This is a genomic window from Streptomyces sp. SID11385, assembly GCF_010548245.1.
Taxonomy (GTDB): domain Bacteria; phylum Actinomycetota; class Actinomycetes; order Streptomycetales; family Streptomycetaceae; genus Streptomyces.
Genome location: NZ_JAAGLR010001126.1, coordinates 1 through 6,622, shown reverse-complemented (window position 1 = coordinate 6,622; position 6,622 = coordinate 1). Strand labels below are relative to the sequence as shown.

The 6,622-nt window shown below is 74.0% G+C and carries 5 protein-coding genes; 1 reads left to right on the top strand and 4 read right to left on the bottom strand.

Features of this window, described 5'->3' with window-relative positions; genetic code table 11:
• Nucleotides 1-80: 80 nt before the first annotated feature.
• The 4 genes from ilvD to G3I42_RS34435 all read right to left on the bottom strand — a co-directional run bounded on the left by ilvD (nt 81) and on the right by G3I42_RS34435 (nt 5,109).
• Nucleotides 81-1,934 carry a dihydroxy-acid dehydratase gene (ilvD, locus tag G3I42_RS34450; protein ID WP_164291589.1) on the bottom strand — a complete coding sequence of 618 codons (1,854 nt, stop codon included), beginning with the start codon at nt 1,932-1,934 and terminating at the stop codon, nt 81-83.
• Between the two features lie 269 nt (nt 1,935-2,203).
• On the bottom strand, nt 2,204-2,872 hold the full coding sequence (locus tag G3I42_RS34445; RefSeq protein WP_164291588.1) for a TetR family transcriptional regulator: 669 nt from the start codon (nt 2,870-2,872) through the stop codon (nt 2,204-2,206).
• Nucleotides 2,873-2,963: 91 nt separating this feature from the next.
• Entirely contained in the window at nt 2,964-3,851 is an 888-nt protein-coding gene (locus G3I42_RS34440) for a sugar phosphate isomerase/epimerase (RefSeq protein ID WP_164291587.1), read from the bottom strand.
• Between the two features lie 274 nt (nt 3,852-4,125).
• The gene (locus tag G3I42_RS34435) at nt 4,126-5,109 is read right to left on the bottom strand and encodes a Ppx/GppA phosphatase family protein (RefSeq protein WP_164291586.1); all 984 of its coding nucleotides are present in this window, start codon (nt 5,107-5,109) and stop codon (nt 4,126-4,128) included.
• A 306-nt stretch (nt 5,110-5,415) separates the two neighbouring features.
• Between G3I42_RS34435 and G3I42_RS34430 the strand changes: the two genes are divergently transcribed.
• Complete coding sequence (locus G3I42_RS34430) at nt 5,416-6,402, top strand: hypothetical protein (protein ID WP_343244744.1); 987 nt, start codon at nt 5,416-5,418, stop codon at nt 6,400-6,402.
• Nucleotides 6,403-6,622 lie beyond the last annotated feature (220 nt).

Below are 6,622 nucleotides of genomic sequence, written 5' to 3'. Positions count from 1 at the left end.
GGCGGGGCGCCGGGCGGCCGACCTCCGGGAGTCGGCCGACCGCGGGGTGGCCGACCGGGGGGCGGTCGGCCACCGGGGGGTCAGCCGCCGAGCAGGGTCACGTCGCGGACGGCGCCCTTGTCGGCGCTGGTCGCCATCGCCGCGTACGCGCGCAGCGCGGCCGAGACGGCCCGTTCGCGGTTCTTCGGCGCGTAGACCCCGCCGAGCGCTTCGCGGCGCGCCGCGAGGGTCTCGTCGTCGACGAGCAGTTCCATCGAGCGGTTCGGGATGTCGATGCGGATGCGGTCGCCGTCCTCGACGAGCGCGATCGTGCCGCCGGCCGCGGCCTCGGGGGAGGCGTGGCCGATCGAGAGGCCCGAAGTGCCGCCGGAGAAGCGGCCGTCGGTGACGAGCGCGCAGACCTTGCCGAGCCCGCGGCCCTTGAGGAAGGAGGTCGGGTAGAGCATCTCCTGCATGCCGGGGCCGCCCTTGGGGCCCTCGTAGCGGATGACGACGACGTCCCCGGGCGTGACCTTCTTCGCCAGGATCTTCTCGACGGCCTCTTCCTGCGACTCGCAGACGACGGCGGGGCCTTCGAAGGTCCAGATCGACTCGTCGACGCCCGCGGTCTTCACGACGGCGCCGTCCACGGCGAGGTTGCCGCGCAGGACCGCGAGGCCGCCGTCCGCAGAGTAGGCGTGCGCGACGTCGCGGATGCAGCCGCCCGCGGCGTCGGTGTCGAGCGTGTCCCAGCGCTCCGACTGCGAGAACGCCTCGGCGCTGCGGCGGCAGCCGGGCGCCGCGTGCCACAGCTCGACGGCCTCCTCGCTCGCCGTGCCGCCGCGCACGTCCCACTGCTCCAGCCAGTCCTTCACGGAGGACGAGTGGATCGTGTGCACGTCCTCGTTGAGCAGCCCGCCCCGGTACAGCTCGCCCAGGATCGCCGGGATGCCGCCCGCGCGGTGCACGTCCTCCATGTAGTACGTGTTCGAGCCCGCCACGTTCGGCGCGACCTTCGCGAGACAGGGGACGCGGCGCGAGACGTCGTTGATGTCGTGCAGGTCGTAGTCCGCGCCCGCCTCCTGCGCGGCCGCGAGCAGGTGCAGGATCGTGTTCGTCGAGCCGCCCATGGCGATGTCGAGCGCCATGGCGTTCTCGAAGGCCGCGTGCGTGGCGATGTTCCTCGGCAGGACGCTGTCGTCGTCCTGCTCGTAGTAGCGGCGGGTCAGCTCGACGACCGTCTCGCCCGCCTTCTCGTAGAGCGCGCGGCGGGCGGTGTGCGTCGCGAGGACCGAGCCGTTGCCCGGCAGCGAGAGGCCGATCGCCTCGGTGAGGCAGTTCATCGAGTTGGCGGTGAACATGCCGGAGCAGGAGCCGCAGGTGGGGCAGGCGTTCTCCTCGATCCGGAGGATGTCCTCGTCCGAGACCGACTCGTTGACCGCGTCGCTGATCGCGTTGATCAGGTCGAGCTTGCGGACCGTGCCGTCGACCAGCGTCGCCTTGCCGGCCTCCATCGGGCCGCCGGAGACGAAGACCGTCGGGATGTTGAGGCGCAGCGCGGCCATCAGCATGCCGGGCGTGATCTTGTCGCAGTTCGAGATGCAGATGAGCGCGTCGGCGCAGTGCGCCTCGACCATGTACTCGACGGAGTCGGCGATCAGGTCGCGGGAGGGCAGCGAGTAGAGCATCCCCCCGTGGCCCATCGCGATGCCGTCGTCCACGGCGATCGTGTTGAATTCGCGGGGCACGGCGCCCGCCGCCTTGACCGCCTCGGAGACGATCCGGCCGACCGGCTGGAGGTGGGTGTGCCCCGGCACGAACTCGGTGAACGAGTTCGCGATGGCGACGATCGGCTTGCCGATGTCCTCACTGGCTACGCCCGAGGCGCGCATAAGGGCGCGGGCGCCCGCCATGTTGCGGCCGTGGGTGACAGTGCGGGACCTCAGCTCGGGCATCGTCGCTCGCTCCTCGTCGTACAGGGTGGTGATGCGCGCCGGACGCGACCCCGGGGGCCGCCTTCGACGCGTAAGGCTTGCGATCGAGCGTACGCCCGTGCTCCAAGATCTGGACAGGGTGTCCGGAATACGGGACGTTTGTGCCCGGGCCGGGACGGGCGGGGGTGCGGACGCGCGCCGGTCCGGGGGTACGGCGCGTGCCGGTTCGAGGGCGGCTCGCGGCGGGTTCAGGGGTGGGCCACGGCCTTCAGCGGACGGCTCGTGGCGGTTCAGGGGTGGGCGGGGGCCGGTTCGCCGATGGCTCCGGGGTCCGGGTCGGTGAGGTAGCGCTGGAGGGTGGGGGCGACGGCGGCGACGAGGCGGGGGGCCGGTTGGGAGGCGATGGGTTCGACCCCGAGCACGTACCGGAGCAGGGCGATGCCGACGAGGTGCGAGGCGGCGAGTTCGGCGCGCAGCCGGGGCTCGGGGACGTCGAGTTTCTGGGCGATGCGTTCCAGGAGGCGGCTGAGGACGAGCGAGCGGAGGACCCCGGCGGCGGCCTCGTGGGTGAGCGCGGAGCGGACGAGGGCGAGCAGCGGGGCGCGGGAGGCGGGGTCCTCCCAGATGCCGAAGAAGTACGCGGCGAGACGTTCGCCGACGCCGTCGGGGCCCGCGCCGATGACGTCGGCGAGCCCTTCGGTCGGTGCGAAGTGCGCTTCGACGGCGGCGGCGAACAGGGCGTCCTTCGTGCCGAAGTAGTGGTGCACGAGGGAGGCGTCGACCCCGGCGAGCCGCGCGACGGCGCGTACCGGGGTGCGGTCGTAGCCGTGCGCGGCAAAGGCGGTCCTGGCGGCGTCGAGGATGCGTTCCCTGGCGGCGGGGCCGTTCGCGGCGAGGGCCTTGGGGGGACGGCCGCGGCGTCGGCGGGGCTGCGGTGCCGTGTCGTCGTCCGTCGTCATCCCTGCCACCTCCTCCGTCCCCGTATCGGTACCCGTGCCCTCGCCCCTGCCGTACTCGTGCTGTGTTTCCTGCGGTCCGCCCGCGGGGTGGTCAGGGGCGGGGGGACCTCGCGGGGGCGGAGGCGGTGGGGCCGGGCTCGGTGGGGGGTGTTTCGGTGCGCGGTGCTTGCGTGCGGGGGGCGGCCAGGTGGAGGCGCGTGTAGGCGAGGGCTTCGGCGAGGTCCGCTTCGCGTTCGGCGTTGGACATCGCGCGGCGCGTGTTGACCTCGATGACCACGTGCCCCGTGAAGCCGCTCACGGCGAGACGTTCCAGCGTCTCGGCGCACGGCTGGGTGCCCCGTCCCGGCACGAGGTGCTCGTCCTTGCCGGAGCCGGAGCCGTCGGCGAGGTGGACGTGGGCGAGGCGGTCGCCCATGCGGTCGATCATCGCGGTCGCGTCGGTGCGGGCCGTCGCGGTGTGCGAGAGGTCGACGGTGAAGTGCCGGTAGTCGTCGTGCGTGACGTCCCAGTCGGGGGCGTAGGCGAGGAGTTCCCGCTCGCGGTAGCGCCAGGGGTACATGTTCTCGACGGCGAAGCGCACGTCCGTCTCGTCCGCCATGCGCCACACTCCGTCGACGAAGTCGCGGGCGTACTGGCGCTGCCAGCGGAACGGCGGGTGGACGACGACGGTCGAGGCACCGAGGCGTTCGGCGGCGGCGCGGGCGCGCTGGAGCTTGGTCCAGGGGTCCGTTGTCCACACCCGTTGTGTGATGAGCAGACAAGGGGCGTGGACGGCGAGGACGGGGACGCGGTGGAAGTCGGAGAGCCTGCGCAGGGCGTCGATGTCCTGGCTGACCGGGTCGGTCCACACCATGACCTCGACACCGTCGTAACCGAGGCGCGCGGCGATCTCGAAGGCCGTCGCCGTCGACTCCGGATAGACCGAGGCCGTCGACAGGGCGACCTTCGCCCCCGGAACGCGAACCGCTGCTTCAACCACCCCCACAGCGTACGGGGCGGTAGCACGCGCGTGTCCGGGCACGAGCCGCGCGGGGACGTGCGGGAGAGGGCGGCGGGCGGTGCGACCTGCGCGGTGGCGGGGAGTGTGCGGTTCGCCACGGAGCGGGGGCGGGGGACGCGGGGGGCGACGGTGGGCGGGCACTGGGGCGCGCGTGGGGCGGGGCGAGCGGGGGGCGTCGCGTCGCCCCCGTACCGCCGTAGGGCCGGCCCGTACCGCCGTAGGGCCGCCCCCGTACCGCCGGGCCCGGCCGTCGTCAGCCCCGTGGGGCCCGTGTGGCGACGGTCTCGGTGACCGTGCCGCGACCGCCCTCGGCGCGGTCGAGGCGGTCCAGGCGGCGGAGGATGACTCCTTCGCGCAGTGCCCAGGGGCAGACCTCGGCGCGTTCGATGCCGAAGAGGTCGAAGGCGCCCTCGGCGACGATGGCGCCGGCGAGGAGCTGGTCGGCGCGGTCCTCGGGGATGCCGGGGAGTTCGGCGCGTTCGGCGGCGGTCATCGCGGCGAGGCGCGGCACCCACTCCTCCAGCGAGCGGCGCTTGAGCTCGCGCGTCACGTACAGCCCCTCCGAGGAGCGGGCCGCGCCGCCGACGCGGGCGAGGCGGCGGAAGGTCTTGGACGTCGCCACGACGTGGTCGGGCGGCCCGAAGCGGCTGAACTCGCCGACGACGCGGGCGATGGTGGCGCGTACGTACTTGCGCAGCTCCCTGACGTCCTCGGGCGCGGGCGGGTCGCCGGGCAGGCGGGCGTGGGTGCGGCCGGCGCCGAGCGGCAGCGAGACGGCCGCGTCGGGTTCCTCGTCGAGGCCGTACGCGATCTCCAGCGAGCCGCCGCCGATGTCGAGCAGCAGCAACCGGCCCGCCGACCAGCCGAACCAGCGGCGCGCGGCGAGGAACGTGAGCCGCGCTTCCTCCGGCCCGCTGAGCACGTCGAGCCGTACGCCCGTCTCCTCGCGCACGCGGCGCAGGACCTCGTCGGCGTTGACGGCGTCGCGGACGGCGGAGGTCGCGAAGGGCAGCAGCTCCTCGACGCCCTTGTCCTCGGCGGCCTGGAGCGCTTCGCGGAGGGTGGCTGTCAGCGCGGTCACGCCGCGTTCACCGATCGCGCCGTCCGCGTCGAGCAGTTGGGCCAGGCGCAGTTCGGCCTTGTGCGAGTGCGCGGGCAGTGGCCGCGCGCCGTGGTGGGCGTCGACGACGAGCAGGTGCACCGTGTTCGAGCCGACGTCGAGTACTCCGAGCCTCATGGCCGCACACGCTACTGCGCGGGTCCGGGCGCGCGGACGGAGTACGGGGCGGTGGACCGGGGCGTACGGGGCGCGGGCGCCCTTCGGCGTGCCGCAAGCGGAACCGGACGGCGCGCGAAGCGGGGCGGTCGCGGGGCCTCGCGGGGACGCGGCGTGACGTGCGCGTCGCGGAGCGCGGCGTGACGTTGTGGCGGGGCGCGGGCGCGACGTTCCCGGTCGGCGGGGCGACGCGCTTACGCTGGGCGCGTGCCGAAGACGAAAAAGGCGAAGTCCCCGGAAATGCCGCCGTCCGAAGGGACCCCCGAGGTGCCGCAGCAGCAGAAGCAGGACAAGCGGAAGCGCAAGCAGGGCGAGAAGCAGGCGGACAAGGCGGACAAGCGGAGTGCCCCGCAGGGTGCGAAGCAGGGTGCGAAGCAGGGCGTGCGGCAGAGCGCGAAGCAGGCCGCGTTGCTCGCGCGCGAGCTGCGCACCGCGTCGGCGGAGGACGGTGCGGGCGAGGTGGCCGTCGCGGTGACGGCCGAGCCCGGCACGTATCCGCTCCCCGAGGACGACGAGAAGGGGCTCGACTTCGCGCGGGCGTGGGTCGAGTTCGTCGATCCGGACGACGAGGAGCAGGTCTTCCGCTGCGACCTGACGTGGCTCACCTCGCGCTGGAGCTGCGTCTTCGGCAGCGGCTGCCAGGGCATCCAGGCGGGGCGCGCGGCCGACGGCTGCTGCACGCTGGGCGCGCACTTCTCGGACGAGGAGGACGAGGAGCGGGTCGCCGGTTTCGTCGAGCGCCTCACGCCGGACATCTGGCAGCACCACGACGTGGGCACGACGACGGGCTGGGTGCAGCTCGACGAGAACGACGGGGAGCGGCAGACGCGGCGCTGGCAGGGTTCGTGCGTCTTCCAGAACCGGCCCGGTTTCGCGGGCGGCGCGGGCTGCGCGCTGCACATCCTGGCGCTGCGCGAGGGCCGCGAGCCGCTGGAGACGAAGCCGGACGTGTGCTGGCAGCTGCCGGTGCGCAGGACGTACGACTGGGTGGAGCGGCCGGACGGTACGCAGATCCTCCAGGTGTCGATCGGCGAGTACGACCGCAGGGGCTGGGGCCCGGGCGGCCACGACCTGCACTGGTGGTGCACGTCGGCGACGTCGGCGCACGGCGCGGGTGAGCCGGTGTACGTCTCGTACCGGCCCGAGCTGACGGAGCTGATGGGCAAGAAGGCGTACGCGCAGCTGGTGGAGCTGTGCGAGGCACGGCTGGCCTCGCAGCTCCCGCTGGTGGCCCCGCACCCGGCGGACCAGTAGACGGGGTGAGGGGGCGGGGCGGGAACGGCGCGGCTTGGGGGGCGCGCTGGTGGGCGCCCTCCGGAGGTGCCGGGGCCCGCGGAGCCGGCGGCCCGCGAGGTCTGCCTAGTGCCTCCGCTGCTGCTCCCCCTCGGCCCCCGGCTCGCCCGCCGTCGGCTCCTGCGGGCTCGTGGGGCCCGAGGTCGGCGGGGTGCTCTCCGGGGGGTCGGGCGGCCGGCTC